The 23357-nt window shown below is 71.5% G+C and carries 23 protein-coding genes; 17 read left to right on the plus strand and 6 right to left on the minus strand.

What is annotated here, in order from left to right; all coding sequences use genetic code 11:
* Nucleotides 1-134: 134 nt before the first annotated feature.
* Genes narH through moaB form a run of 7 tightly spaced genes read left to right on the plus strand, consistent with a single transcriptional unit; the run spans nt 135 to nt 6088 of the window.
* Nucleotides 135-1682 (plus strand): nitrate reductase subunit beta, encoded by a 1548-nt coding sequence (gene narH, locus PC39_RS05670; RefSeq protein ID WP_353252391.1) that lies wholly within the window; start codon nt 135-137, stop codon nt 1680-1682.
* Complete coding sequence (gene narJ, locus PC39_RS05675; protein WP_353252392.1) at nt 1679-2392, plus strand: nitrate reductase molybdenum cofactor assembly chaperone; 714 nt, start codon at nt 1679-1681, stop codon at nt 2390-2392. Before narH ends, narJ begins: the two co-directional genes overlap by 4 nt.
* Before the next feature lie 13 nt (nt 2393-2405).
* Nucleotides 2406-3092 carry a respiratory nitrate reductase subunit gamma gene (gene narI / locus PC39_RS05680; protein WP_353252393.1) on the plus strand — a complete coding sequence of 229 codons (687 nt, stop codon included), beginning with the start codon at nt 2406-2408 and terminating at the stop codon, nt 3090-3092.
* Nucleotides 3093-3152: 60 nt separating this feature from the next.
* Nucleotides 3153-3908, plus strand: coding sequence for a peptidylprolyl isomerase (locus PC39_RS05685; RefSeq protein WP_353252489.1), 756 nt, complete (start codon nt 3153-3155; stop codon nt 3906-3908).
* Nucleotides 3905-4336 carry a hypothetical protein gene (locus PC39_RS05690; RefSeq protein WP_353252394.1) on the plus strand — a complete coding sequence of 144 codons (432 nt, stop codon included), beginning with the start codon at nt 3905-3907 and terminating at the stop codon, nt 4334-4336. Before PC39_RS05685 ends, PC39_RS05690 begins: the two co-directional genes overlap by 4 nt.
* A complete protein-coding gene (locus PC39_RS05695) occupies nt 4333-5538 on the plus strand; it encodes a molybdopterin molybdotransferase MoeA (protein WP_353252395.1) in 1206 nt (401 codons plus the stop codon). Before PC39_RS05690 ends, PC39_RS05695 begins: the two co-directional genes overlap by 4 nt.
* Before the next feature lie 19 nt (nt 5539-5557).
* Entirely contained in the window at nt 5558-6088 is a 531-nt protein-coding gene (moaB, locus tag PC39_RS05700) for a molybdenum cofactor biosynthesis protein B (RefSeq protein WP_353252396.1), read from the plus strand.
* Nucleotides 6089-6107: 19 nt separating this feature from the next.
* Here the strand turns inward: moaB and PC39_RS05705 are convergent, their stop codons facing one another.
* Entirely contained in the window at nt 6108-6278 is a 171-nt protein-coding gene (locus tag PC39_RS05705; RefSeq protein WP_353252397.1) for a hypothetical protein, read from the minus strand.
* Nucleotides 6279-6401: 123 nt separating this feature from the next.
* Between PC39_RS05705 and PC39_RS05710 the strand changes: the two genes are divergently transcribed.
* From PC39_RS05710 to PC39_RS05735, 6 genes are read left to right on the plus strand one after another with little or no spacing between them, the layout of a single operon-like run.
* A complete protein-coding gene (locus PC39_RS05710) occupies nt 6402-8060 on the plus strand; it encodes a ferredoxin-like domain-containing protein (RefSeq protein ID WP_353252398.1) in 1659 nt (552 codons plus the stop codon).
* 45 nt (nt 8061-8105) lie between these two features.
* A complete protein-coding gene (locus PC39_RS05715) occupies nt 8106-8552 on the plus strand; it encodes a hypothetical protein (protein ID WP_353252399.1) in 447 nt (148 codons plus the stop codon).
* On the plus strand, nt 8545-10068 hold the full coding sequence (locus PC39_RS05720) for a GMC oxidoreductase (protein WP_353252400.1): 1524 nt from the start codon (nt 8545-8547) through the stop codon (nt 10066-10068). Before PC39_RS05715 ends, PC39_RS05720 begins: the two co-directional genes overlap by 8 nt.
* A complete protein-coding gene (locus tag PC39_RS05725; RefSeq protein ID WP_353252401.1) occupies nt 10065-11696 on the plus strand; it encodes an FAD-dependent oxidoreductase in 1632 nt (543 codons plus the stop codon). Before PC39_RS05720 ends, PC39_RS05725 begins: the two co-directional genes overlap by 4 nt.
* On the plus strand, nt 11693-13489 hold the full coding sequence (locus tag PC39_RS05730; protein WP_353252402.1) for a thiamine pyrophosphate-binding protein: 1797 nt from the start codon (nt 11693-11695) through the stop codon (nt 13487-13489). The genes PC39_RS05725 and PC39_RS05730 overlap by 4 nt, the downstream gene beginning before the upstream one ends.
* Nucleotides 13490-13539: 50 nt before the next feature.
* The gene (locus tag PC39_RS05735) at nt 13540-13851 is read left to right on the plus strand and encodes a helix-turn-helix transcriptional regulator (protein ID WP_353252403.1); all 312 of its coding nucleotides are present in this window, start codon (nt 13540-13542) and stop codon (nt 13849-13851) included.
* A 176-nt stretch (nt 13852-14027) separates the two neighbouring features.
* Here PC39_RS05735 and PC39_RS05740 read toward each other — a convergent pair whose 3' ends face one another.
* The gene (locus PC39_RS05740; RefSeq protein WP_353252404.1) at nt 14028-15245 is read right to left on the minus strand and encodes a beta-ketoacyl synthase N-terminal-like domain-containing protein; all 1218 of its coding nucleotides are present in this window, start codon (nt 15243-15245) and stop codon (nt 14028-14030) included.
* A 40-nt stretch (nt 15246-15285) separates the two neighbouring features.
* Nucleotides 15286-15801, minus strand: a complete 516-nt coding sequence (gene fabA / locus PC39_RS05745; RefSeq protein ID WP_353252405.1) for a 3-hydroxyacyl-[acyl-carrier-protein] dehydratase FabA — start codon at nt 15799-15801, stop codon at nt 15286-15288.
* A 706-nt stretch (nt 15802-16507) separates the two neighbouring features.
* On the opposite strand from fabA, the gene PC39_RS05750 reads away from it, so the two are divergent.
* The 4 genes from PC39_RS05750 to PC39_RS05765 all read left to right on the plus strand — a co-directional run bounded on the left by PC39_RS05750 (nt 16508) and on the right by PC39_RS05765 (nt 20963).
* Nucleotides 16508-16729, plus strand: coding sequence for a hypothetical protein (locus PC39_RS05750; RefSeq protein ID WP_353252406.1), 222 nt, complete (start codon nt 16508-16510; stop codon nt 16727-16729).
* 70 nt (nt 16730-16799) lie between these two features.
* Nucleotides 16800-17297: an SRPBCC family protein gene (locus tag PC39_RS05755; RefSeq protein ID WP_353252407.1), complete on the plus strand. Its 498-nt coding sequence runs from the start codon at nt 16800-16802 to the stop codon at nt 17295-17297.
* Nucleotides 17298-17644: 347 nt separating this feature from the next.
* On the plus strand, nt 17645-19600 hold the full coding sequence (locus PC39_RS05760) for an FTR1 family protein (protein ID WP_353252408.1): 1956 nt from the start codon (nt 17645-17647) through the stop codon (nt 19598-19600).
* A gap of 106 nt (nt 19601-19706) precedes the next feature.
* Complete coding sequence (locus PC39_RS05765; RefSeq protein WP_353252409.1) at nt 19707-20963, plus strand: D-amino acid dehydrogenase; 1257 nt, start codon at nt 19707-19709, stop codon at nt 20961-20963.
* Here the strand turns inward: PC39_RS05765 and ubiT are convergent.
* Genes ubiT through ubiU form a run of 3 tightly spaced genes read right to left on the minus strand, consistent with a single transcriptional unit; the run spans nt 20942 to nt 23331 of the window.
* Nucleotides 20942-21433, minus strand: a complete 492-nt coding sequence (gene ubiT, locus PC39_RS05770) for a ubiquinone anaerobic biosynthesis accessory factor UbiT (protein ID WP_353252410.1) — start codon at nt 21431-21433, stop codon at nt 20942-20944. The genes PC39_RS05765 and ubiT overlap by 22 nt on opposite strands.
* The gene (locus tag PC39_RS05775) at nt 21430-22317 is read right to left on the minus strand and encodes a U32 family peptidase (RefSeq protein WP_353252411.1); all 888 of its coding nucleotides are present in this window, start codon (nt 22315-22317) and stop codon (nt 21430-21432) included. Before PC39_RS05775 ends, ubiT begins: the two co-directional genes overlap by 4 nt.
* A gap of 6 nt (nt 22318-22323) precedes the next feature.
* Entirely contained in the window at nt 22324-23331 is a 1008-nt protein-coding gene (gene ubiU / locus PC39_RS05780) for a ubiquinone anaerobic biosynthesis protein UbiU (RefSeq protein ID WP_353252412.1), read from the minus strand.
* Between the last annotated feature and the right edge of the window lie 26 nt (nt 23332-23357).

Raw genomic sequence — 23357 nt, forward strand, 5'->3', positions numbered from 1 at the left:
GCTCGACATCTCGGCCGCCGGCGGTGCTCCCCCACAGTGCATAAGCCCTCACGTATTGGCGCATACGCCGCGCTTACCGCGCGCCGGCGGCGGCCAACCTGTCTTCGCTCGCTACGTTATGCGGAGGTCTCGACATGAAAATCAGAGCGCAAATCGGCAAAGTCCTCAACCTCGACAAGTGCATCGGCTGCCACACCTGCTCGGTGACCTGCAAGAACGTGTGGACCTCGCGCGAGGGCGCGGAGTACATGTGGTTCAACAACGTCGAGACCAAGCCCGGCGTCGGCTATCCCAAGGACTGGGAGAACCAGGACCGCTGGCAGGGCGGCTGGGTGCGCACCAACGGCGGCGACATCCGGCCCCGGCAGGGCGGCAAGTGGCGGTTGCTGGCGAAGATCTTCGCCAACCCCCACCTGCCCGAGATCGACGACTACTACGAGCCGTTCAACTTCGACTACCAGCGCCTGCACAACGCCGGCCCGTCCAAGGCCCAGCCCACGGCCAAGCCCTATTCGGCGATCACCGGCAAGCCCATGGAGAAGATCGAGTGGGGGCCGAACTGGGAGGAGATCCTGGGCGGCGAGTTCGCCAAGCGCAAGCGCGACTACAACTTCGAGAACGTGCAGAAGGAGATCTACGGGCAGTTCGAGCACACCTTCATGATGTACCTGCCCCGGCTGTGCGAGCACTGCCTGAATCCGAGCTGCGTGGCGAGCTGCCCCTCGGGCGCGATCTACAAGCGCGAGGAGGACGGCATCGTCCTGATCGACCAGGACAAGTGCCGCGGCTGGCGCATGTGCATCTCCGGCTGCCCGTACAAGAAGATCTACTACAACTGGCAGTCCGGCAAATCCGAGAAGTGCACCTTCTGCTATCCCCGCATCGAGTCGGGCGAACCGACCGTGTGCTCCGAGACCTGCGTCGGCCGCATCCGCTACCTGGGCGTGCTGCTGTACGACGCCGACCGCATCAAGGAAGCGGCGAGCGTGCCCAACGAGGAGGACCTGTACGAGGCCCAGCTCGATATCTTCCTGGATCCGCACGACCCGGAGGTGATCCGCCAGGCGCGCGCCGACGGCGTGCCGGACTCCTGGATCGAGGCCGCGCAGCGCTCGCCGGTCTACAAGATGGCGGTGGACTGGAAGGTCGCCTTCCCGCTGCACCCCGAGTACCGCACCCTGCCCATGGTCTGGTACGTGCCGCCGCTGTCGCCGGTGCAGGCCGCGGCCGACGCCGGCAAGGTCGGCTGGCACGGCCTGATCCCGGACGTCGAATCGCTGCGCATCCCGGTCAAGTACCTGGCCAACATGCTCACCGGCGGCGACGAGCGCCCGGTGACCCACGCCCTGCGGCGGCTCCTGGCGATGCGCGTGTTCAAGCGCTCGCAGACGGTCGAGGGCGAGCCGCGCCACGATGTCCTGGAGGAAGTGGGCCTGAACGAAACCCTGCTCGAGGACATGTACCAGACCATGGCGATCGCCAACTACGAGGACCGGTTCGTGATCCCCACCAACCACCGCGAGCTGGGCACGCCGGACCCGTACGGCGAGCGCAGCGGTTGCGGCTTCAGCTTCGGCGACGGCTGCCACACCCACGGCGTGACCCGCACCAACCTGTTCGGGAGCAAGAGCCCGCGCCAGCGCGAACACGAGCCGGCACCGGCCGAGGAGGCCCGCAAATGACCGTGGGCACGCCGGCGCAGGACCTCGCTCCGGCCCTGAAGGCCGTGGCACTGTTGTTGGGCTATCCGGACACGGCGCTGCGGGCGCACGTCCGCGAACTCGAGGGCGTGCTGGCGGCACGGCCCGAGCTCGACGCCGACGACCGCCGGGCCCTGGCCGACTGCGTCGCCTGGCTGGCCGACAGCGACCTGCTGGAGACCCAGGCCGCCTTCGTCGAGACCTTCGATCGCAGCAAGAAGGTATCGCTGTACCTGTTCGAGCATGTCTACGGCGAATCGCGCGACCGCGGGCCCGCCATGATCGAGCTGTCGAACGCCTACCGCGAGCACGGCCTGGCCATCGACTGCCGGGAACTGCCGGATTACCTGCCCATGTTCCTGGAGTTCACCGCCCTGCTGCCCGAGAGCGAGGCGCGAGCCTGGCTGGCGGATACCGGCCATATCCTCCAGCGCATCCACGTCCGTCTCGCCGAGCGGGGCAGCCGCCACGCCGCGCCGTTCCGGGTGCTGCTGCGGCTGCTGGACGTCGATCCCATGCCCGAGGCCTTGACCAGGATGGCCTCCGAGGAACAGCGCGACGACACCCCCGCGGCGCTGGACCGGGTGTGGCAGGAAGCGCCGGTGACCTTCGGGCCCGACGAACCGCAGACCGATTGCGGCGCCACCCGACAATACCCGACCGAACGGCCGGCCGCGCGTCCGGACCACTAGGGAGAACGAGACCATGGATTACCTGAACCAACTGCTTTTCCAGTTCTACCCGTACGTCGCCGGCACCGTGTTCCTGCTGGGCAGCCTCGTGCGCTTCGACATGAGCCAGTACACCTGGAAGACCAACTCCAGCCAGCTTCTGGACAATTCCCCGCGCTTCCAGATCGGCAGCCTGCTGTTCCATGTGGGCGTGATCTTCCTGTTCTTCGGCCACCTGATCGGCCTGCTCATGCCGCACTGGCTGTATCCCTACCTGGGGCTCACCGCCGGCAGCAAGCAGATCCTGGCCATGGTCTCGGGCGGCATCGCGGGCACCCTCGCGATCGTGGGCGCCACCATCCTGCTGCACCGGCGGCTGTTCCATCCCAAGGTGCGGGCCCACTCGACCCGAATGGACATCTTCATCCTGCTGCTGCTCTACGCGCAGCTCGTGCTCGGCCTGTTCACCATCCCCGTGTCCTACCAGCACCTGGACGGCTCGGTGATGCTGGTGCTGGGCGAATGGGCGCAGCACATCGTGACCTTCCGCCCGGGCGCCGCGGATTTCGTGGCCAACGTGCACTGGGTCTACAAGCTGCACATCTTCCTGGGCGTGACCACCTTCCTGGTGTTCCCGTTCACGCGCCTGGTGCACATCTGGAGCGCGCCGCTGACCTACGTCACGCGCCAGTACCAAGTGGTCCGCCAGCGCCGGGTCTGATGCCGAACGCTCAAGGCAAGCCATTCGTGAGATACAACGCTTGAGGAAACGACCGTGACAATGCCCCTGGTCAACCGCGTGCTCATCCCCGAGGAGCAGATCAACCTGGAATCGGGCTACGTCGAGACCGGCACGATCGACGAGAAGCGCGCCGAGGCCACACGCCGCCTGGCGGTGCGCGAGCTGCTGCGCCAGCGCGCCAAGCAGATCGGCATCGAGACGCAGGACCGGCTGGACGCCGCCATCGACGAGCTGCTCGACCGCGAGGTGCCCGTGCCCGAGGCCGACGAGGCCGCCTGCCGGCGCTACTTCGAGTCCAACCGCGACCGCTTCCGCTCCCCGCGCGAGATCGAGATGCGCCACATCCTCCTGGCCGCGGCCCCCGACGATGCCGAGGGGCGCACGGCGGCCCGCGACCGGGCCGATGAACTGGTGGCGGCGCTGCAGGCCGACCCGGACCGCTTCGACGAGCTGGCCGCGGCGCATTCGCGCTGCCCCTCCGCCGAGCGCGGCGGCCACCTGGGCCTCGTCGGCCGCGGCCAGACCGTGCCCGAGCTGGAGAACGTGGTCCTGCGGCTGCCGGCGGGCCTGGCCGAGCGCCCGATCGAGACCCGTTACGGCTTCCACGTGGTCGAGGTCCTGGCGCGGTCGGGCGGCGAGCCTTTGGACTATGACGACGTACGCCTTATGATCGCCGACTACCTGCGGGAACGCTCCTGGCGCCGCGCCGTGAGCCAGTACCTGCAGGTCCTGATCGCCGATGCCGAGATCTCCGGCATCGACCTGGAGGCCGACGCAAGTCCGCTGATGCAATGAATTCACCGACCCCGCAAATCGAGAGCTTCGACGACCTGGTGGCCATGGCCGCCGACGAGCCGGAGCCGGCCAAGCTCCTGGTGGTCCTGGTGGGCGTGGAGCCGGTGTTCCACCGCCGGCCCGACGGCACCGAGGTCCCGGCCGAGAACGAGGGCAGCCTGACCCCGATGATGGTCCGCGACCTGCTGCTGAGCCCGGAGCTCCGTCTGGACGACGTGGTCGCGGCCGCCGACGAGACCCGGCAGCCCTGGCAGTTCCTGATGCTGGCGGTGCTGGCCGGCCGCGACGGCCGCGCGCCCGGCCGCGACGAATGCGACACCCATCTCAAGCGCATGGCCAAGGCCATCCTCACCGGCGGCGACCTGAGCCGTTTCGCCTGCTTCGACCGCGAGGGCCAGCCGATCCGTATCGAGAACCCGCTGCTATGAGCGGCGCCCTCAGCGTGACCGAGGCCCGCGAGCGGCTGCTCGCCGGGCTCGCCCGGGCGGACACGGGCAGCGAACGGCTGCCCCTGGAGGAGACCCTCGATCGCATCCTGGCCCACGACCTGGTCGCACCGGTGTCGGTGCCCGCGTGGGACAACAGCGCGATGGACGGCTACGCCGTGCGCGCGGCGGACGTGGCCGCCGACGGCGGCACCGAGCTGGCGGTATCGCAGCGCATCCCCGCGGGCGTCGGCCCGGTACCCCTGCGTTCCGGCACCGCCGCCCGCATCTTCACCGGCGCACCGGTGCCCGAGGGCGCCGACACGGTGATCATGCAGGAGGACTGCACGGAGACCGGGGATAGTGTGCGTATCGATCGTTTTCCCGGCGCCGGCGCCAACATCCGCGCCGCGGGCGAGGACATCCGCGCGGGTGATGTCGTGATCCCGGCCGGCCGCCGGCTACGGCCGCAGGACCTCGGCCTGGCGGCCTCGGTCGGCGCCGACGCCCTCGACGTCGGACGCCGCCTGCGGGTGGCCGTACTCGCCACCGGCGACGAGCTGGTGCCGCCCGGTCAGCCGCTGCCGCCCGGCGGCATCTACAACTCCAACGCCCCGCTGGCCGCCGCCCTGCTGCGGCGCCTGGGCTGCGAGCCCCTGCCGCCCGAACGGGTCGCGGACACCCCGGAGGCCACGCGCGAGGCCCTGACGCGGGCGGCCGCGGCGGCCGACCTCGTACTGACCAGCGGCGGCGTCTCCGTGGGCGACGAGGATCACGTGAAGGCGGCGGTGGAAGCACTCGGGCGCCTGGACCTCTGGAAGGTGGCGATGAAGCCGGGCAAGCCCCTGGCCATCGGCCGGGTCGCGGAGACGCCGTTCCTGGGACTGCCGGGCAACCCGGTGTCGCTATTCGCGACCTTCCTGCTGTTCGCGGCGCCCGCCATCCGGCGCATGCAGGGCCGGGACACCCTCCTGGCGACCCCCGTGCCGGTGCCCGCCGGCTTCGAGCGCGACCGCCCCGGCAAGCGCGACGAATTCCTCCGGGTGCGGGTGGAAAACGGCCGGCTCGCCGCCTATCCCAGCCAGGGCTCGGGCGTGCTCAGCTCCGCGGCCTGGGCGCACGGCCTGGCCCACGTGCCGGCCGGGACCCGGGTGGCGGCCGGCATGCCGCTGGACTATTACGCCATGGACAGCCTCCTGGCCTGACCGAGACAAAGGCATCCCCATGTCCCGACAATGCAGCGACAAGCCCTTCCGCCCCCTGAAGATGGCCGTGCTCACGGTCTCCGACTCGCGCACCGCCGCGAACGACACCTCGGGGGACCTGCTCGTGGAACGCCTGAACGGTGCCGGCCACGAACTGGCGGACCGGCGCCTGGAACGCGACGACATCTACCGCCTGCGGGCGGTGGTGTCGGCCTGGATCGACGATCCGGGGGTGGAGTGCGTGCTGGTCACCGGCGGCACCGGGATCACCGGCCGGGACAACACGCCCGAGGCCCTGGAACCGCTGCTGGACCGCGACATCCCCGGCTTCGGCGAACTGTTCCGGTATTACTCGCTGGAGGAGATCGGGACCTCGACAATCCAGTCCCGCGCCTTCGCCGGCACCGCCAACGCCACCCTGATCTTCGGGATGCCCGGCTCCACGGGCGCCTGCGCCACGGCCTGGGACCGCATCCTGGGGGCGCAGCTCGACAGCCGCACCCAACCCTGCAATTTCGTCTCCCTGATCCCCAGGCTGGACGAGCGCTGAGTCCGTCCGGCGGCCGCCGTCAGCCGTGACGGCCGGCGGCCGCGTCACCCTCGGCGGAACTGGTCACGGTACCCTGCGCGGCGTGCCCGTTGGCGGCGATCGTGGGGGTGCTCAGAGCCGCCGTGATCATCAGCGCGATGACCATGAGGAGCGAGACGAGCAGCGGCAGCAGGCGCAGTTTGGCGGTCATTTTCCTCTTCCCGTGGTGGTGGGTGTTCGCTTCACGTAATCAAGATATCCGGACGGGCCCGTCGGCTCCTTGACCTGCATCAAGGACACCGCATACCCGCAGGCGCGACGCTGGTGACGCATCATGAGCGACGCGAACGACAAGCCCGCAGCCGCCCGCAGCCGGACCGCCCTGGCACGGCTTCGTTATGGCGGAATCCATTTGCAGGAGGACCGCGACGCGCGCCGCGGACCCGGTCCGCGACGCTGGCGGTGCATGCTGCGGCTCAAGCTTCCCTGCGGTCGCCTCGATGCCGAGCGCTATCTCGGATTGATCGAGGTGGCGGCGTGGTTCACGCCGACGGGCGACTTGCGTCTGACCGGGGGCCGTAATGTCGAATTGCACGGTATCGACCCGGCGGACGTCCCGGCGGCGATCGCGGCCCTGCGCCGGGCCGGACTCGCGCTCGGCTGCGACGCGAGCGGGCTGGAGTATAACGTATCCGGGCCCGTGCCGCGAGCCGGAAACGCCCGTCTGCAGGTGGCTGCGGGCCTCGCGGAGCGCCTCTGCGACAAGCTTTACCCGACCCCGGACTCGTCCCTGCCGGCACGCGTCGCCGCCTGTCTCGACGATCCGGACGCGGCCGCCGACCTGCCGGCACACCCGCCGCGCAAATTCACCGTCGGCGTCGCCCTGCCCGAGGACAATTCCGGCGATCTGCTGGGCCAGGACCTGGGCCTCCTGCTGGACCGCGACCACGACGGTATCTGGTACGCGTCCGTCTATGCCGGCGGCGGCATGAGCCTGTACCGGGGCTACGCCGACAGCTTCGCGACCCCCGCCATGTTGCTGGGCCGTGTGCCGCTGTCCGCGGCCGAGGCCACCGTGGACGCCGCCGTGGCCCTGGTACGCGATGCCGTCGATCCGACCGACGCCCGTCGCTGCCGGCTGAAGTACCTGCTGGCCGAGCGCGGCGGCACCTGGGTCCGGAGGCGGCTGCGCGAATACGTGGACCTGGGCGTCGCCGGGGACGGCCCGAGGCCCGCACTGAAATCCCCCGACCTGCGCGGCATCAGTCGCGGGGACGACGGCCGCCACAGCCTTTGCGTGGCCGTGCCCGGCGGCCGCCTGGCCGCCGCCAATCCCGGACGCGGCATCGCCGAGGCGGTCACCGCCCTGCGGCCGGACCTCGCCCTGACCCCCGACCAGAACCTGCTGCTCACCGGTCTCGACGCGCCGGCCCTGGGCCGGGCGCGACGCCTGCTGGCCCGTCATGGCGCGGCACCGCCGGACCCGGCGGCGGAACCGGTGCACGCGGTCACCTGCACGGGACCGCCGCATTGCCGCCGCGCCCTGTGCGAGTCCCAGCGCGCGCTCGCCGGCCTCACGGCCGAGCTGGAACGGGTGCTCGCCGAGACCGGGCGCGCCGGCGCCGCGCTCGATCTGCGTTTGGCCGCCTGCCCCATCGGCTGCGTCCGACCGTACTCCGCGGAGATCGGGGTGGTGGGCGTGCGCCGCGGGCGCTACGACGTATTCCTGGGCGGCGACGCCGGCCAGGGGCGCCTGGGCGACCTGTACGTTTCCCGGATCCGGCCGGAGGACATCGTGCCGGCGCTACGGCCGCTGTTGCTGGACTGGGCGCGCCGCGGCGGCGCGAACGAGGGCTTCGGCGCCTATTACCGGCGGCGGTTCCATCGCCGGCCGCGCGCCCGCCGCCTCACCGGCGAATTCCCCGCGCCCGCGGTCTCGCGGGTACTCGCCGACATCCTGGAAACGACCGATACAGGCGACGCGCCGAATTGACACGGATCAAGGCCAGGTCCCGCCGCGCGTATTAGAAAAGGGACCATGTCCGTTAACACACTCACGACCATGGAGAACGATCCGGGGCATGCGCGGCCGGCGGCTCTGTCGCCGCGCGCCCGGGTACGCTTCGAGGCCCTGCAACACACCCTCGTACCCTCCAGCGCCGCGTTCGACGTCCGGGAGCGAACCGCCGCGCTCGCCCTGGTGGCGCGCGCGCTGTCCCGCCAACCGGCGGCGGTGCGCCGACAGCTCGCGCTGCTGCTGGCCGCGATCGACGGCTACTGCCTGCTGCGTCACGGGCGCGTCTTCCGTCGCCTGGACGCCGCCCGCCGACGGCGGACGCTGGAGCGGCTGTCGACGGCACGCTGGTCGGGCCGTCTGCGTCAGGGTATCGAGGGACTGACCGTGCTGGCCCGTCTCGGCGTCTACGGCCAGACGGCGCTGCACCCGCACCTGGGCTATCGGCTGCGGGAGGTGCCGCGTGACTGACGCCCGCACGCACACGGTCGACGTCGATATCGCCATCGTGGGCTCGGGCGCCGGCGGCGGCACCGTGGCCGCGGCGCTGGCACCGCTGTGCCGCGACGGCCTGCGCGTGGCCCTGTTCGAGGAGGGCGGCCGCTTCGGCGCCGCCGACAACACCCGCCGCGAGATGGAGATGGTCGACCGCTACTACCTCGACGGCGGCGGCATCCGTACCGTCTCGGGCGAGATATCGCTGGCGGCGGCGCGCGGCGTCGGCGGCTCCACCAACGTCTACACCGGCGTCACCTTCGAGCCCCCGCCCGCGGTCCTGGACAAGTGGGCCGTACCGGGGCTGGATGCCGCCGACCTCGCGCCGCGCCTGGCGCGCTACGCGCGCCAGAACGGCGTCCACTACCACGACGACGCCGAGATCAACCGCAACAACCGGCTGTTCCTGGCCGGCTGCCACCGTCTCGGCTGGGACGTCCGCAAGTTCCCGGTGAATACCCGCGGCTGCGTCGGCCTCAACACCTGCAACCTGGGCTGCGCCGTGCTCGCCAAGCAGGGCACCGCCCGGGTCCAGATCCCGGCCGCCGAGCACGCCGGCGTCGCGGTCTATCCGCACTGCCGGATCGAACGCATCGGGGACGGCGTGCTGCACGGGCGGGCGGACGCGGGCGGCCCCCTGCCCGCGGGGCCGGTACGCATCCGCGCGCGCCGCATCGTGCTCGCCGGCGGCACCCTGAACACCCCCGCCCTGCTGATGCGCAGCCACCGGCACTGGCGACGCCGCTGGCCGGCCCTGGGGCGCTATTTCACCTGCCATCCGGCGCTGACACTGGTCGCCGAGCACCGGGGTGCGGTGAACGGCTCGCTGGGTCACCCCAAGAGCTACTACTGCGACCGCTTCGCCGCCCGGGGCCGGTTCCTGCTGGAGACCTGCTTCTATCCGCCCTTCGCCACGGCGCGCAATCTCGTCGGCCTGGGTCCGGAGCCGGACGCGCTGATGGCGCGCATGGATCGCCAACAGCAAATCCTGGCGCTGCTGCTCGACCGCGCCCGGCCGGACAACCGCATCGAGCTGGACCGCGCCGGTCGCACGCGGGTCCACTACCGCGTGGACGACGACCTCCGCCGCACCATGGCCGAGGCGATCCGGGCCGCGGGCCGGCTATTCTTCGCGGCGGGGGCGGTACGCGCCCACCTGCCGGGGGCGCCGAACTTCTTCACCCATCGCCGCGACGCCGACAGGCTGGTCTCCCGGATACGCCCGGACCGCCTCGCGGCGGGCCGCGTCGTCCTGAGCGCCGCTCACCTGATGGGCGGCTGCCGCATGGGCGCCGACCCCGCCACCTCGGTGACCGACCCTCGGGGGCGCGTGCGCGGCCTGCCGGGCGTGTACGTGGCGGATGCCAGCCTGTTCCCGGACTCGGTCGAAGTGAACCCCTATCTCACGGTCATGGCTCTCGCGGACCGGGTCGCCGAAGCGGTCCGTCACGACCTCGACACCGGGCGGGTCCGCGCGGAGGCGGCGGCATGACCCCGGCGCCGGAGAACACGGACGTGGTGATCGCCGGCGCCGGCCTGGCCGGTCTCGTGACCGCGCACGAGCTGCTGGCGCGGGGCCGCCGGGTCACGGTACTGGACAAGGACCGGGCCGAGCGCTGCGGCGGCCTGGCGCGCGAGGCCTTCGGCGGCATCCTGCTGGCGGGCACCCCGGAGCAGCGCCGCGCGCGAATACGCGACAACCCCGGCCTGGCCCTGCGCGACTGGGAGAGCTACGCCGAGTTCGGCCCCGACGACCACTGGCCGCGGGCCTGGGCCGAGTGCTACTGCGAGACCTCCGTCGAAGCCATCCACCGCTACCTGCACGGCCTCGGTGTCCGCTTCCTGCCGGTCGTCAACTGGCCCGAACGGGGCTGGGACCGGCCCGGCAACTCGGTGCCCCGCTGGCACGTCGTCTGGGGCCTGGGCGGGGAGATCGTCACGCGCCTGCGACAGGCGCTGGCCGAACACCCGCGTGCCGACCGTCTCGACCTGCGCTTCGGCCACGACGTCACCGGCCTGGATACCGAGAACGGCCGGGTGGTCGGCCTGCACGGCGTGCGCGAGGACGACGGCACGGACTTCCGGCTGCGCGCCGAGCACGTCGTGATCGCGGCCGGCGGCATCTGCGGCGGCGACCTGTCGCGGGTCCGCGCCCACTGGCACCGGCCCTGGGGGACACCGCCCGCGAAGCTGCTCAACGGCGGCCACATCCACGGCGACGGCCGCCTGCACGAGGCCGCCGCCGGCGCCGGCGCCCGCCTGACCCACCTCGACCGCCACTGGCACTACGCCGCCGGCGTGCACCACCCGCGGCGGCTGCGCCCCGACGACGGCCTGAGCCTGGTGCCGCCGCGCTCGGCCCTGTGGCTGGACGCCCGCGGCCGCCGCGTCGGCCCGCCGCCGTTGGTCGCCAACACCGATACCCGGCACCTGGTCGAGACCGTGCTCGGCCTGCCCGGCCAGTATTCCTGGCTGGTGATGAACCGGCGCATCGCCCGGCGCGAGCTGGCGGTCTCCGGTTACGACTTCATGGACGCCTTCCGCAACAAACGACGGATCAAGCTGCTGCGGCAGGCCTTGTTCGGCAACGACGAACTGCTCGCGCGGCTGCTGGCCGAATGCCCCGAGGATCTCGTCGCCGCCGACACGCCCGCCGCCCTCGCACGGGCGATGGACGGACGCAATCTCTACGGCCTGCGGGTGGACGCCGAAGGCATGCTCGCCGACATCCGCGCCTACGACGACGAGATCGGGCGCGGTCCGCGCTTCTTCAACGACCCGCAGTTGCGCCGGATCGCCCAGGCGCGCGCCTACCGCGGCGACCGGCTGCGCACCTGCCGCTTCCAGGCGATCCTGGACCCGCGCGCCGGCCCGCTGATCGCCGTGCGCGCCTTCATCCTCAGCCGCAAGAGCCTCGGCGGCATCCAGACCGACCTCGACTGCCGCGTCCTGGCCGAAAGCGGCGCGCCGGTGCCCGGCCTCTACGCGGTGGGCGAGGCGGCCGGCTTCGGCGGCGGCGGCATCAACGGCAAGCGTTCCCTGGAAGGCACCTTCCTGGGCGGCTGCATCCTCACCGGGCGCAGGCTCGGACAACACCTCGGCGGAGGGATCGCGACATGACCGAACAAGCACCCCGCATCGACACGAACACCGCATCGATTCCCCTCAACGGCCGCCGCAGCGGCGCCTGGCTGGCGCGCTACGCGCTCGAACGGCTGCCGGTGAGCCACACCTTCGGCATCCCCGGCGTGCACAACACCGAGCTCTACGACGAACTCGGCCAGTCCGAGCGCATCCAGCCCGTGCTGGTGACGCACGAGGCCGGTGCCGCCTTCATCGCGGACGCCATGAGCCGTACCGGCGGCGGGCGCATCGGGGTGATGCTGATCGTGCCGGCCGCCGGTCTCACGCATGCCATGAGCGGCATCGGCGAGGCCTTCCTGGACGGCATTCCGATGCTGGTGATCTCCGGCGGCGTGCGCACCGACCTGCCCTACCGCTACCAGATCCACGAGCTGGACCAGCTCGGGCTCGCCGCGCACGTGACCAAGCGGGCCCGGCGCGTCGAGCGCCACGACGAGATCGTGCCGACCCTGTTCGAGGCCTACCGCGAGGCGGTGTCGGGCGTGCCGGGGCCGGTGCTGGTGGAGATTCCGGTCAACCTCCAGCTCACCCGCGCGCGGGTGCCCTCGGTACCGGCGTTCGAGGTACCGGCACCGGCGCCGCTGAGCGCGGACGACGAGCGCCGGCTGGACGATGCCGCCGCCCGGCTCGCCGCCGCCGAACGGCCGGGACTGTTCGCGGGCTGGGGCGCCGTCGACGCCGTGGACGATCTCGTGGCCATCGCGGACCGCCTGGGCGCGCCGGTGAGCACCACCCTGCAGGGCCTGAGTGTGTTCCCCGCCGACCATCCCCTGCACACCGGCATGGGCTTCAGCCAGGCGGCGGTGCCGGCGGCCTACAACGCCTTCCGCGATTGCGACTGCCTGCTCGCGGTGGGCACGCGCTTCGCCGAGATCCCTACCGGCAGCTTCGGCTGCGAGGTGCCGGACAACCTGATCCATATCGACATCGACCCGGCCGTGCCCGGCCGCAACTACCCGGCGGCGGTGCCGCTGGCGGCGGACGCGCGGCTCGCCCTGCCGGCCCTGCGGCAACGCCTGGAGAACCTGGGCGACAGGCACGCCAAACGCCGCTCGCGGGCGGCCGAGCGCATCGCCGCGGACAAGCGCGGCTATCGCGAGACCTGGTACCGGCACCGCACCGACCGGGTGAATCCCGCCCGTTTCTTCGACGTCCTGCGCGACCGGCTGGCGCGCGACGCCATCGTGGCCGTGGACGACGGCAACCATACTTTCCTGGCCGCCGAGTTGTGGCCGAATCTGTCGCCGCGCGGCTTCATCTCGCCCACGGACTTCAACTGCATGGGCTACTGCGTGCCGGCGGCGATCGGCGCCAAGCTCGCCAACCCCGAGCGCCAGGTCGTGGGCATCGTCGGCGACGGCGCCTTCCTCATGACCGGGCTGGAACTGCTGACCGCGAGCACGGCCGGCGCGGCGCCGGTGATCTTCGTGTTCCACGACGGGGAACTCTCCCAGATCTCCCAGGGTCAGAAAATCCCGTACAATCGCAAGGTCTGCACCGTGCTCGGCGAATTCCATCCGGACGGGATCGCGCGGGCCACCGGCGCGCACTACCTCGTCATCGGGGACGACGACGCCATCCCCGGCGGTATCGAGGAGGCGCTGCAAACGGCGGCAACCGGACGCCCCGTCGTGGCCGACGTACGCATCGACTACGGCAAGCACACTCGCTTCACGCAGGGCGTGGTGCGCACGGTGCTGAAACGCTTTCCGCTGGGCGACCGGTTCCGATTCGTGGGCCGGGCCCTGGCACGCAGGGTGACGGGATGAGAGACGACGTCAGGAGGGATCGGAGGCGACCGACCAGCTTCGCGGCTATCGTGCGCGAACTGGTACGGGAGCAAATGGACAAGGGCTGCGTGCGCGCCGACGCCATCGCGCAGCGCCTGGACATGAGCCGCTACACCCTCCACCGCCGGCTCAAGCGGGAGAACCAGTCCTTCGCCGCCCTGCTCGACCAGGTCCGGCAGCAGGCGGCGCAGCTCTACGTGGCCGGCACCCAGACCCCCCTGACCGATATCGCCCTGAGGCTCGGCTTCTCCGAGCAAAGCGCCTTCAGCCGCGCCTTCCGCCGCTGGACCGGCCGCAGCCCGTCGCAGTATCGCCTGTCGCGGCGGGCGGCTTCCGGGTAACAAGTTCGGAATCCACTGATTACACCGATTTCACGGATTTCTGTCTGAAACCGGGCGCACGGTCACGCGCCAGTCGCTCCGGCGTCCTTCACGGACGAACGCGGCGACTCCTGACCGCCTGAATCGGCGTCAATCTGTGTAAATCTGTGGATCGCACTTTTCTTTCTGCCGCGCGCTCAGTCGCTGCCGGCGCCCAGGATCAGCGTGGCGTTGGTGCCGCCGAAGCCGAAGCTGTTGCTCATCACGTAGGGCAGGTCCACGTCGTCGCGGCGCTCGCGCACGATCGGGTAGCCCTCGGCCTGGGGATCGAGGTTGTCGATGTTGGCGGAGGGCGTGATGAAGCGCTCCCGCTGCATGATCAGCGAGTAGATCGCCTCGTGCACGCCGGCACCGCCGAGGGCGTGGCCGGTCAGCGGCTTGGTCGACCCCAGCGCCGGCATGTCGTCGCCGAAGACCTCGCGGATCGCCTGCAGCTCGACGATGTCGCCGGCCGGCGTGCTGGTGCCATGGGTGTTGATGTAGCCCACCGGGCCGTCACAGGTCGCCAGCGCCTGGCGCATGCAACGGATCGCACCCTCGCCCGAGGGCGCCACCATGTCGGCACCGTCCGAGGTGGCGCCGTAGCCCGCGATCTCGGCGAGGATCGGCGCCTTGCGCCGCTCGGCGTGCTCCAGCGCCTCCACCACGACGATGCCGCCGCCACCGGAGATCACGAAACCGTCGCGGTCACGGTCGTAGGTCCGCGAGGCCTGTTCCGGGCGGTCGTTGTACTTGCGCGAGAGCGCGCGCATGGCGTCGAACAGCACCGACAGGGTCCAGTGCACCTCCTCGCCGCCGCCGGCGAGCACGATGTCCTGGCGGCCGCTGGCCACCTGCTCGGCGGCATGGCCGATGCAGTGGGCGCTGGTCGCGCAGGCCGAGGTGATGCTGTAGTTGATGCCGGTGATACCGAAGGCCGTGCTCAGCGAGGCGTTGATCGAGCTGCCCATGGTGCGCGGCACCCGGAACGGCCCCACGCCGCGCAGGCCCTTCTCGCGCTGGGCGTCGATCGCCTCCATCACCTGCGAGGTCGAGGCGCCGCCGGAGCCGGTGATCAGGCCGGTGCGCTCGCTGCGCAGATCGGCGTCGGTCAGCCGCGCGCCCTCGATGGCCTCGAGCGCGGCCAGATAGCTGTAGGCCGAGGCCGGCGACATGAAGCGATACAGCTTGCGGTCGATGTGCTCGGCCGGGTCCAGCCGGATCTGGCCGCAGACGTGGCTGCTGAGCCCGGCGGCCTCGGCCTCCTCGGAATAGCCGATCCCGGAGCGGACCGTCCGCAGGGAGTCGGTGACCTCGGCGACATCGTTGCCGAGGCTGGAAACGATGCCCATGCCGGTGATGACGACGGGTCGCATAATGCGTTTGCTCCTCGTGCTCTTGGGTGACGCGCGGTCTTCAGAAGCCTTCGGTGCTCTGGAACAGGCCGACACGCAGTCCCTGGGCGGAATAGATCTCGCGCCCGTCCACCGAGACCGTGCCGTCGGCGATGCCCATGACCAGCTTGCGGTTGATCACGCGCTTGATGTCGAGGTGGTAGCGGACCAGCTTGGCGTCCGGCAGGACCTGGCCGAAGAACTTGACCTCGCCCGCGCCCAGCGCGCGGCCGCGGCCCTTGCCGCCGCTCCAGGCCAGATAGAACCCCAGCATCTGCCAGAGCGCGTCCAGCCCCAGGCAGCCCGGCATGACCGGATCACCGGGGAAATGCACCCGGAAGAACCACAGGTCGGGCCGGATATCGAGCTCGGCATCCAGCTCGCCGCGGCCGTACTTGCCGCCGCTGTCGCTGACGTGGGTGACCCGGTCCACCATCAACATCTCGTCGATGGGGATGCGCATGTCCGGGCCGAAGAGCTCGCCACGGCCGCAGGCCTCGAGTTCCTCGCGCGAATAGCTGGTCTGTCTGTCCGTCAACTTCCGTTCCACACCATGTTCGGGAGCCCTAGAGTATCCCAAGAGCCGGCCGGCGGGTCTTGACCCTCCGTGGCAGGTCTTGATCGGCGTCAAGGCAACACGGCGTCCACCGCCCGAAGCTGGGGCGACAACGATACCGTCCCGCCGGCACGTCCCGGGACGCCAAGCAGGAGCCGGCCATGACCGTCACCGCTCGCCGCAATGCCGAGAGAGACCCCTTCTTCGGAGGGCCGCGGGCCTCGTTCGAGACCCGCGCCGGCACCGTTTAAAGGGCCTGCTAACACTTCCCCCGTGCGCCGCGCCGGCGGCCATTTTTTCGCAAGACAAGGCGCCGGGAGCGTGGCGTAGCGGGCATACGCGAGCTAGCGGCAACGCAGGATTGCGGGAAAATGGCCGCCGTCCCATCCGCACGAGGCGCGGAGCAGGGTTCCCGGCGCAAGCCGGGATGCGACCGCCGGCGGGCGGACGTTTGCCCCGGTACGGGCGGATGTCGCCCCGCCGAGGGTCGCACCCCCCCGCTGCGCGGCGGGCCCCCGCTCCGCCTCTCGGGGCGAACGGGTTGCGCCCAAAATCGCGCCATCCGGCGTTGCGTGGCTTGACCTTGGCGCCCGGCCAAGGCGCGGCGCCACGCGCCTTGTCTGGCACGATTTTGGACTGCAACGCGGCACACGGGGGAAGTGTTAGCAGGCCCTCCGACACCAGCAACGTGCTCGCGTTCTTCCATGCGCCGGCGGACGCCGCGGCGGTCCTGCTGGACGGCAGCGTGCGACTGGCCGTCGGCGACAGCCGCCATCCCATGGCGGAGCACCTGCGCCGGCTGGGCCTGGACGGCAAGCGGCCGTTCCTGGTCGCCGGCACGCACCGCTTCCAGTCGCGCCTGAACGCGGGCGAGAGCCGGGCGGCCGAATCCCATGACGGCGGCCCTTGATGCGCGTCAAGGCACGGCGCCGGCGCCGGGGCTAACGTCGGCGTCCGACACATCGCCACGGAGCCGAGACATGTCCCCGACCCCCGAGGAATTCCGCATCGAGCGTGGCGCGGACGGTTACGAATTCCGCGTCGCCTACCGGCTCGATCAACCGCCGGAGACGGTCTGGTCGATGCTGACCGACGCCGACAAGCTGGGCGAATGGCTGGCGCCGGGCAGCGTCGAGGCGCGGCCGGGCGGCCGCGCCCGCATCGACTTCCAGGACAGCGGCATCCCCATCGACAGCACGGTGCGCGCCGCCGAGCCGCCCCGCCTCCTGGAGTACTCCTGGAGCGACGGCACCGGCCCCGAGCGCCCGGTGCGCTGGGAAATCCGGCCGGCGGATGACGGCTCGCGGCTGAGCCTGACCCTGCGCCTGCCGGCCGACGAGGATATCGCCAAGGCCTGCGCGGGCTGGGACAGCCACCTGCAGATGCTGATGGCCAGCCTTGAGGGGGTGTCGATCCGTTTCCCCTTCGATCATTTTCTTGCGGCGCGCGACCAGTGCCGGGCCGCACTGAGCGGCTGACACCCCCGTCCCTTTCCAGCCGTGACGACGGCCGGGCACCCACCGGGGCCCGGCCGTGCGTGTTTTCCGACATCCGAAAATAAAGTCGCCCGGGCAGAGCGAGGGGAGCCCGGGCGAAAGGGGTTGGCGCGATGAATGCGCCGGGGGAGGAAACGATGTCCAGTATGTGCCGGACCGGAAGGGCCGGCATTGATCTGGATCAAGTCCCGGGATTTTTTTCACGCCGCCGGCAATGAAACCAAAGCTGTCCGCGCCCCGGCGCGACGGGCGCACTCTTGACCGGCGTCAAGGCACCCGGAGCCAGCCTATAAGATATTTTGAGAATCATTCGCACTATAATGGCGATCATGACGCATGCCGCACCGCTGTCACGTCTTCTGTGCCATGGCCTGCTCGCCCTGCTGCCGTGGCTGTTCTGGTGTCCCGCACCGGCCGCGGCCGCACCGGACGACACCGGGCCGGAGGTCCAGGCGATCCTGCAGATGCTGGACTATGTCGGTGTGGAATATCCCGAGTTCGTGGTCGACGGCCGGGTCCTGGACGAGGCCGAATACGCCGAACAGGTGGAATTCGCCGCCCTGATCCGGGAAAAGCTCGCGACGCTGCCCGCGCGACCCGCCCGGCAGGGACTCCAATCCTTGGCCACCGACTTGTCCCGGGCCATTTCGCGGCGGGCGGCGGGAGCGCGGGTTAGCGCACTCACGACCGAACTGCAGCAAAAGGTGCTGATCCATTACCCGGTGGCACTGACCCCGGCGCGCCCGCCCGACACCGCGCGCGCGGCATCGTTGTATCAAGCCCGGTGCGCGTCGTGTCACGGCAAGACCGGCCGCGGCGACGGCCCGGCGGCAACGGGCATGCGCCCCGCGCCCACGGACTTCCACGACCGGACACGCCAGGAGCGGCGCACCCTGCTCGGGCTGTTCAACACCATCACGCTCGGCGTGGACGATACCGCCATGCCGGGCTTCGCCGATCTCGACACGGACCAACGCTGGGCCCTGGCCTTCCATGTCGGCCAACTCGCCTACAGCGACGCGGAACGCGAAACCGGCGCCGATCTCTGGCGCGACGACCCCCGCTTCCGTCGCGCCCTGCCGGATCTGGAGGCACTGACCCGGACCAGCGTGGCCGACCTGCGGCAACGGGTCGGCGAGGGTGCCCGCCCCGTCAGCGCCTACCTGCGCGACCATCCGTCGACCGTGGCCGCCGCCGGCCCCGCACAACACCTGACCCGGACCGGCGAGCTGATCCGACGCAGTCTCGAGGCCTATCGCCGCGGCGACACCGAACGGGCCCGACGCCTGGGACTCAGCGCGTATCTCGACGGCTTCGAACTGGCCGAGCCCGCCCTGGGCGCCGTCGCGCCCGATCTCATGCGCGAGATCGAGAGCCTGATGCAGGATCACCGCCAATTGATCGCCGGCGCGGCACCCGTGGCTCGGGTCGCCGCCGGGGCGGACCGGATCGGGGACGCCCTCGCGCGCGCCAAGGAACGCCTGGCGGGCGACCGCATGTCGCCCGTCGCCAGCTTCGCCGCCAGTTTCGTGATCCTCGGCCGCGAGGGTCTGGAGGCGATTCTGGTGCTGGCCGCCGTGTTCGCGTTCCTGCGCCGTTCCGGCCGGCACGAGGCCCTGCCCTACGTCCATGGCGGCTGGATCCTCGCGGTATTGGCCGGCATCGCGACCTGGTTCCTGGCCAGCCGTTTCATCGCGATCAGCGGCGCCAGCCGCGAAACCACGGAGGGGGTGGTGGCGCTGACCGCCGCCGGGCTGTTGCTGTACGTCGGCTGGTGGCTGCACAACCGCAGCTACGCCCAGCGCTGGCGGCGGTTCATCTCGGACCGGCTGGAGAGCGCACTCGCCCGTCGCAGTCTCTGGGCGCTGACGCTGCTGGCGTTCCTCACCGTCTATCGCGAGATATTCGAAACCATCCTGTTCTACCAGGCACTGTGGATGCAGGCCGACCACACCGCCCTGCTGGCGGGTCTGCTGGCCGCGGCCGTGGCGCTGGCGGCGGTCACCTGGGCCATCTTCCGCTTCAGCGCGCGCCTGCCCATCGGACAGTTCTTCACCGCCAGCGCGCTACTGATCGTGGTCCTCGCGGTGGTCTTCACCGGCAAGGGCGTGGCCGCCCTGCAGGAAGCCGGCACACTGCCCGTCGACCCGGTGGACTTCATCCGGCTACCGCTGCTGGGCATCCATCCCAATCTCGAGGGTCTGGCGCTGCAGGCCCTGGTACTGGCGGCAGTGATCGCCGGCTTCGCCTACAACCACCTGACCCGGTCGCGCGCCGCGGCATGAGCCGGCCGGCACGGCCGTTTCCCGGCGCGAGAGGCGTAGAATGGGCGGCGGATGCGCCGCCCCCGGACCGCGGCGCGACACTCACCGCATTCTCTCGGGAGCGTCCGTGCGCGTCATTGTCATCGGAGCCGGTCTGCTGGGCACCAGCACCGCCTATTTCCTCGCCGAGCGGGGCCACGATGTGGTGGTGCTGGACCGTGCCCGCGCCATAGCCGACGAGACCAGTCACGCCAACGGCGGCATCATCCACGCCAGCAACGCCGCCCCCTGGAACGCGCCCGGCGTCGTCCGCCAGGCCCTGCGCTGGATCGGCCGGCGGGACGCGCCTATCGCGGTACGGCCCTCGGCCCTGCCCGGCCTCGCCCGCTGGGGCCTGAGCTTCCTGCGCCACAGCCGGCGCGACCGCTTCGAGCGCTCGCTGCGCGCCAACGCCCGTCTCGCCGTGTACAGCCTGGCCGTGATGCGCGAACTGCGCGACAGAACGGGGCTCGATTACCACGCGCGCACCGCCGGCTGCCTGGCGGTGTTCCGCGACCAGGCGGGCCTGGACGCCGCCGGCCGCGAGGCCGCGATCCTGGCGGATGCCGGCGTGCGTTCCGAGATCCTGGACCGGCGCGCGCTGGCGGCGCGCGAGCCCACACTGGCCGACGGCTTCGCCGGCGGTCTCCTGTACCCGGACGACGAGAGCGGCGACGCCTGCCTGTTCACCCGTGCCCTGGCCTCGCGGGCCCGCGAGCGGGGCGCCGAGTTCCGGCTCGCCACCCCGGTCACGCGCCTGCTGGTCGAGAACGGCGCCGTGACCGGCGCGGCCACCCCCGCCGGGGATTTCCGCGGCGACGCCTGCGTGCTCGCCGCGGGCAGCTACAGCCCCGCCCTGGCCCGGCCCGCCGGATTGCGCCTGCCGATCTACCCGGTCAAGGGCCACTCGCTGACCCTGCCGCTACCGCCCGGGGCACCGTTACCGCATGCGCCGCTGATCGACGGCGAGCGCAAGGTGGTCGCCGCCGTGCTCGGCGACCGGCTCCGGGTCGCGGGTTTCGCCGAATTCGCCGGCTACGACCGGCGCACCGACACGCGCCGCAGCCAGGCCCTGCTTCGAGGTCTGCGGGCCGTGCTCCCGGACCTGGCGGCCCGCCTCGATCCGGCCACGGCCGAGCCCTGGGCGGGCCTGCGGCCGACCACGCCGGATGGCCGCCCCCTGCTGGGCCCGACCCCGGCACCGGGCCTGTACCTGGCGACCGGTACCGGCCATCTCGGCTGGACCTTCGCCGCCGGTGCCGGCCGGCTGGTGGCCGATGCGGTGAGCGGGGCACCGCCGGCGCTGGCCCTGGACGAACTGAGCTACCGGCGCCTGACGCCCTGAGGCGGGTCCAGCCAGCGCCCCACGGCCGCCAGCACGACCGGCGCCAGGGGATGCCAGTCCTCGGGCTCCAGGGCATCCATCAGGTTCTTGCAGGCCAGCCCCAGCTCGGTGTCGCCGGCGATCGCCAACCGCCGCCGGAAGAACAGCGTGTCCGGATCGGCACGGCGCGTGGCCAGCAACGCGAAGCCCCGCAGGTCGGAACGCAGGTCGACGTCCGGCGCCGGTCCCGGCGGCAGGACCCGCAGGGCGGCGCGGACATGCGTGATGTCCCAAGCCAGTCCCAGGTCGGTGACCGCCACCCGCAGCCGCCGGCCTTCCAGGAACGCCAACTCACCACGCGCCAGCGGCTCGCGGAAAGCCAGCGCGAGCGCCCGTTCCAGCGCCAGCCGCTGCAGCGGGAACGGCACCGCCGACACGGGCGGCGGCGGCAGCCGGCGCGCCAGCGCCGCGGCCAGGTCGGCCGCGCTCACGCGGGTGGTTCCATGCCGGCCGCGCCCAGCCAGTAGCCGCGGCAGACGGGCTCGTCATCGGGCGGCAACTCGGGCGCACGGCGTTCACGCACGGCCGCGGCCATCGCCTCCACCACCGCCAGGCTGTGGCGACCCTCGGCGGCGACCCGGAAGATATCCACCCCGGCGGCCGCCAGCTCCGGCCAGAGGTCGCACAGATCGCAGACGGCACCGGACTGGGTCTGGATGCCGTTGATGGTGAACACCCGCCGGCCCTCCTGCGTGTGCACCGGAAGGCCGCGGGGGTGCTCGATGCACCGGAAGCCGCAGCGGTCCTTGGGCACATCGGCGGCGCGCGCCGTGAAGCAGCGGGCGGACCAGGCCAACGGCAGCCGCCCGTGGCCCAGCACCTCGGTTTCGATGCCGTCGCGGACGCCGAGGGCGCCGGCCTCGTCCAGGATGCCTTCGATCGCGTCGCGCCCCAGCTCCACCGGCGCCACCCAGCGCCGCAGGCCGTCGCGGTGCAGGACGGCCAGCGTCCGGCCGCTGTAGATGTTGATCGCGGTGCCGGCGACAAAGCTCCGCGCCTGCGCCGCCAGAAGCTGCACCGCCCCCATGTCGTTGGCCTCCACGGCAAAGCGTCCCTGGCCGCACAGGCGCTTGACCGTCCCCAGTTCGGATGCCGCCTCGATCAGGGTCAGGGTCGAGAGAACGACCTCCTTGCCCGTCTCCGCCAGGCGCGCCGCGATGTCGAGCCAATCGTCCGGGGTCAGCTCGCGCCGCTTGGCGCACACGGTCTCGCCGACGTAGATCACGTCCGCTGACGACTCGCCCGCGCGCGCGTAGAAATCCAGCAGATCGGCGCGCGGCCAGTGGTAGGGAACGGGGCCGAGGGAGATGCGCATGCGGTTCTATTGCCAGGAACGGTGGTAGGCGCCCAGGGTCGTCTGCGTGCCCTCGGACAAGCCGGCCAGCGTGCGCTGCCATTCCCCGCTGACGGCGAAACGCGCCGGCGCGGCCAGCAGATGGTCGATCGCGCGCCGCCAGACCGCCGTCACACGCGCGACATAGGCCGGACTGCGCTGCCGGCCCTCGATCTTGACCGCCGCGACCCCCGCCGCGTGCAACTCCGGCAGGCAGGCGAGACTGTTCAGGCTGGTCGGTTCCTCCAGCGCGTGGAACGCCCGCCCGCCGGCATGGCCCGGCACCCGGAAGCGCCCCTTGCACAGGGTGGGGTAACCGGCCTGCTCGCCGGGGCCGTAACGGTCGATCAGCACGTCGTTGAGCCGCGCCTCCACGGTGTCATCCGTCTGCGACCAGCGCACCGCCCAGGCCGGCGAGCAGATGCCGTTGCGGTTGGGCGACTCCCCGGTGAGATAGGACGACAGGTGACAACGTCCCTCGGCCATGATGCACAGCCCGCCGAAGCCGAACACCTCCAGGGGCAGGTCGCCCTCGCCGGCCACCCGGCGTATCTGGGCCAGCGACAGCACCCGGGGCAGCACCGCCCGCCGGACACCGAAGCGCTCGCGGTAGTAACGCAGGGCGGCCGGATTGGTGGCCGAGGCCTGCACCGACAGGTGCAGGGGCAGGTCCGGATGCCGCCGGCGGGCGTGATCCAGGACCGCGACGTCGGCCACGATCAGCGCGTCCACCCCGACGGCGGCCGCGGTGTCCACCGCGGCCTCCCATTCCGGCCAGCGGCCCGCCTGGGCATAGGTATTGATGGCCGCGAACACCCGCCGTCCGCGCTCGTGGGCATAGGCGACGCCGCGCCGGGCCGTCTCCGGATCGAAGTTCAGGCCCGGAAATCGGCGCGCGTTGGTCTCGTCGCGGAAGCCGATGTACACCGCGTCCGCGCCCGCGTCCACCGCGGCCCGCAGCGAGGGGAAATTACCGGCGGGACAGACCAGTTCCATGACGCTCCGCAACCGTGAAACCGTCG

The sequence above is a fragment of the Salinisphaera sp. PC39 genome, assembly GCF_040361335.1.
Lineage (GTDB): Bacteria > Pseudomonadota > Gammaproteobacteria > Nevskiales > Salinisphaeraceae > APNM01.

Bases quoted from the DNA above. Each gene is read 5' to 3' on its own strand.
- PC39_RS05685 (WP_353252489.1), top strand. From the start codon at position 3,153: ATGCCCCTGGTCAACCGCGTGCTCATCCCCGAGGAGCAGATCAACCTG.
- PC39_RS05755 (WP_353252407.1), top strand. From the start codon at position 16,800: ATGTCCCCGACCCCCGAGGAATTCCGCATCGAGCGTGGCGCGGACGGT.
- PC39_RS05705 (WP_353252397.1), bottom strand. From the start codon at position 6,278: ATGACCGCCAAACTGCGCCTGCTGCCGCTGCTCGTCTCGCTCCTCATG.
- PC39_RS05715 (WP_353252399.1), top strand. From the start codon at position 8,106: ATGTCCGTTAACACACTCACGACCATGGAGAACGATCCGGGGCATGCG.
- PC39_RS05730 (WP_353252402.1), top strand. From the start codon at position 11,693: ATGACCGAACAAGCACCCCGCATCGACACGAACACCGCATCGATTCCC.
- PC39_RS05710 (WP_353252398.1), top strand. From the start codon at position 6,402: ATGAGCGACGCGAACGACAAGCCCGCAGCCGCCCGCAGCCGGACCGCC.
- PC39_RS05695 (WP_353252395.1), top strand. From the start codon at position 4,333: ATGAGCGGCGCCCTCAGCGTGACCGAGGCCCGCGAGCGGCTGCTCGCC.
- PC39_RS05760 (WP_353252408.1), top strand. From the start codon at position 17,645: ATGACGCATGCCGCACCGCTGTCACGTCTTCTGTGCCATGGCCTGCTC.
- narI (WP_353252393.1), top strand. From the start codon at position 2,406: ATGGATTACCTGAACCAACTGCTTTTCCAGTTCTACCCGTACGTCGCC.
- narJ (WP_353252392.1), top strand. From the start codon at position 1,679: ATGACCGTGGGCACGCCGGCGCAGGACCTCGCTCCGGCCCTGAAGGCC.
- PC39_RS05690 (WP_353252394.1), top strand. From the start codon at position 3,905: ATGAATTCACCGACCCCGCAAATCGAGAGCTTCGACGACCTGGTGGCC.
- ubiU (WP_353252412.1), bottom strand. From the start codon at position 23,331: ATGGAACTGGTCTGTCCCGCCGGTAATTTCCCCTCGCTGCGGGCCGCG.
- PC39_RS05775 (WP_353252411.1), bottom strand. From the start codon at position 22,317: ATGCGCATCTCCCTCGGCCCCGTTCCCTACCACTGGCCGCGCGCCGAT.
- PC39_RS05740 (WP_353252404.1), bottom strand. From the start codon at position 15,245: ATGCGACCCGTCGTCATCACCGGCATGGGCATCGTTTCCAGCCTCGGC.
- narH (WP_353252391.1), top strand. From the start codon at position 135: ATGAAAATCAGAGCGCAAATCGGCAAAGTCCTCAACCTCGACAAGTGC.
- PC39_RS05725 (WP_353252401.1), top strand. From the start codon at position 10,065: ATGACCCCGGCGCCGGAGAACACGGACGTGGTGATCGCCGGCGCCGGC.
- moaB (WP_353252396.1), top strand. From the start codon at position 5,558: ATGTCCCGACAATGCAGCGACAAGCCCTTCCGCCCCCTGAAGATGGCC.